The organism is Macellibacteroides sp., assembly GCF_050251695.1.
Lineage (GTDB): Bacteria > Bacteroidota > Bacteroidia > Bacteroidales > Tannerellaceae > Macellibacteroides > Macellibacteroides fermentans.
The window spans coordinates 8,637-11,506 of sequence record NZ_JBFWMI010000100.1; the positions used below are offsets into that span (position 1 = coordinate 8,637).

Annotated in this window: 3 protein-coding genes and 1 pseudogene; all 4 read left to right on the forward strand. The window is 42.1% G+C overall.

Features of this window, described 5'->3' with window-relative positions; genetic code table 11:
• Window positions 1–304, forward strand: a pseudogene (locus tag AB7E53_RS12560) (hypothetical protein); the annotation flags it as partial.
• Between the two features lie 18 nt (window positions 305–322).
• On the forward strand, window positions 323–1,027 hold the full coding sequence (rsmI, locus tag AB7E53_RS12565) for a 16S rRNA (cytidine(1402)-2'-O)-methyltransferase (protein WP_446776011.1): 705 nt from the start codon (window positions 323–325) through the stop codon (window positions 1,025–1,027).
• Between the two features lie 20 nt (window positions 1,028–1,047).
• Window positions 1,048–1,920 (forward strand): Cbp1 family collagen-binding glycoprotein adhesin, encoded by an 873-nt coding sequence (locus tag AB7E53_RS12570; RefSeq protein ID WP_446776013.1) that lies wholly within the window; start codon window positions 1,048–1,050, stop codon window positions 1,918–1,920.
• 4 nt (window positions 1,921–1,924) lie between these two features.
• Window positions 1,925–2,620, forward strand: coding sequence for a YjjG family noncanonical pyrimidine nucleotidase (locus AB7E53_RS12575; protein ID WP_068184624.1), 696 nt, complete (start codon window positions 1,925–1,927; stop codon window positions 2,618–2,620).
• Window positions 2,621–2,870 lie beyond the last annotated feature (250 nt).

Here is a 2,870-nt window from a genome sequence, read left to right on the forward strand (position 1 = left end):
TTCTGCATCCTCTCACGCTACTACATTGGAACAGTCGCTCCCCCATTCTATTTCGTTGAATGAGGTGATACAGAAAAAGTTTCTGGCCGACTTCAGGAAGGCATTCAGTCTGAACGACCGTTTCAGGTTCCGCAGGGAACTGTTCGGGGGAGACGAAGGGCGGATGAATGAAGCGATCAGCGATTTAAATGAGTTGCAATCGTTTGAGGAATCGATTACATATCTCGACAAAAAATTAAAATGGAATGTGGAAGACGAAGCCGTGGCAGATTTTATTAAATTGCTGGAAAAACGTTTTTCATAAATATAAGCATATTTACTGATGGCAAAATTAACAATTGTTCCCACTCCGGTAGGTAATCTGGAAGACATCACACTCAGGGCCATAAGGGTCTTGAAGGAGGCCGATCTTATTCTTGCGGAAGATACGAGAACAACAGGTTTCTTATTGAAGCATTTTGAGATACAGAACAAGATGCTCAGTCATCATAAATTCAATGAGCATAAGTCGGTTGACCAGCTGGCTAGCCGAATCCGGGGGGGCGAAAACATCGCCCTGGTTTCCGATGCCGGTACGCCCGCCATCTCCGATCCGGGTTTTATGCTTGTACGTGCATGTGTTGAACAAGGAGTGGATGTAGAATGTCTGCCCGGTGCGACAGCCTTTGTCCCGGCTCTTGTAAATTCGGGGTTACCTTGCGATAAATTCTGTTTTGAAGGCTTTCTTCCCCAGAAAAAGGGAAGGCAGACCCGGTTGAAGGAACTTGCCATAGAACCCCGTACAATTATTTTTTATGAATCTCCTTTCCGGCTGGTAAAGACACTTACTCAACTGAGTGAATTTATGGGAGCCGAACGAAAGGTATCCGTTTCGCGCGAGATTTCAAAATTGCATGAAGAAACGGTTCGAGGTACCCTCTCGGAAGTCATATCGCATTTTTCGATGAACGAACCTAAAGGTGAGATTGTTATAGTTTTAGCAGGCTTAAATAACAAGATGGAAAAAGAGAAAGTCAACGAAGTTTAATTAAAGATTCAATCAAAAACATGAAAAAAGTACTAGTTACGATTATCTGTGCAGCCATGTTCGCCTCTTGCGGGCAGAACTCTGCGGATTATAAACAATTACAGGCAGAAAACGACTCGCTTAAACTAGAAAATGCAAAATCGTCTACTGAGTTGAATGAAATGCTTTCAATTCTGAATGAAGTGGAAACTAATTTCCAGTCCATCCGTGATGCCGAAAATTACCTGTCTATCCAACAACAAGGAGGTGTAGAGCTTAATCAAAATAGCAAAGAGCAAATCAGAAGCAACATGCAACTGGTTACCGAAACCTTGAAAAAGAATAAAGAGCAGATTGCAAAATTGCAGGCTCAACTAAAATCAAGCGGTTTCAAATCTGCTGAATTGAAGAAGACGGTAGACAGACTTGCTTCCGAACTGGATCAGAAGACTGCCATGATTGTGGCTCTTCAGGAAGATCTGGCCAACAAGAATGTACGTATTCAGGAATTGGACGAAATGGTTGGTTCGCTTACACAGGATGTAGAGTCTCTTTCAACAACTACAGCCGCTCAGTCGGAGAAACTTCATGCACAAGACAAGGCGTTGAATACGGCTTACTATTGCTTCGGAACTTCCAAGGAATTGAAAGACCAGAAGATTCTAAGCGGTGGCGGTATTTTTGCCAAATCAAAAGTGCTTCAGAGTGGGTTTAATAAAGATTATTTCATTACCATCGATATCCGCGAAGTAACCGAAATACCTTTGTTCTCACCCAAGGCTCAGTTAAAATCGAACCATCCGCAAGGCTCTTATCAGTTGGATAAAGACGAGGACGGCAATCTTACACTGAAAATTACAGATGTAAAACAATTCTGGAGCCTGGGTAAATATCTTGTTATCGAAGTTGGATGAAAAACTGATGTACAAGAATTTATTCATTGATCTGGACGATACCCTCTGGGATACGTATCATAACAATAAAGAATGCCTCGAAGAAGTGTACACCGATTATAAATTTGATCGGTTCTATGCCTCCTTCGAGGCTTTTTTTGCTACCTATATGCCCAATAACCTCTCGCTGTGGGAGCAATACCGCGAAGGGGCTATCGATAAACAAACCCTTATCGTAGAGCGGTTTCTGCATATACTCCGGCCGTTTGGCATATCGGACCCTTCCTATGTGATTGCGCTTAACAAAGATTTCCTGAATCGTACGACATTGAAAACCCGCCTTATTCCCGGATCAATTGAGATATTGGATTATCTTAAGTCGGCCGGCTACCGTCTGTTTATCCTATCCAACGGATTCAGGGAGGTACAATCCAAAAAGCTCTTCAATGCGGGACTTTCGCCCTATATCGAACGGATGATTCTTTCCGAAGATGCGGGCATAAACAAACCTCACAAACAAATTTTCGACTTTGCTCTTATCAACACCAATTCACGACGCAGCCAGTCTTTAATGATAGGCGACAGTTGGGATGCGGATATTGCCGGAGCCTTTAATGCCGGTATGGATCAGCTTTGGTTTAATCCGGAAGGGCTGCCTTCCAAAGGGTTTGAACCAACCTTCACAGTCAAACAGCTCACCGAGATTAAGGATATACTTTAAAAGGTAATAGTATTCTATTGTTCAGATAGTGATAGTTAACAATTTTGTTAACGAACATTTAATCGTTGGACCATGGTTGAGATATCGTTGGACCATGGTCCAACGATATCTCAACCATGGTCCAAGTATCTATTCGGTGTAGTACGTGTCTTATTATATAGTATAATAGAGTTTCTTTGTCCTCAAAAAGATGTCATATAGTGTATTGTATTTTCCAGACCGTAATGAGAAGTTACTATCATTACTTTCA

Coding starts and splice junctions, on each gene's coding strand:
- rsmI (WP_446776011.1), top strand. CDS start 323: ATGGCAAAATTAACAATTGTTCCCACTCCGGTAGGTAATCTGGAAGAC.
- AB7E53_RS12570 (WP_446776013.1), top strand. CDS start 1,048: ATGAAAAAAGTACTAGTTACGATTATCTGTGCAGCCATGTTCGCCTCT.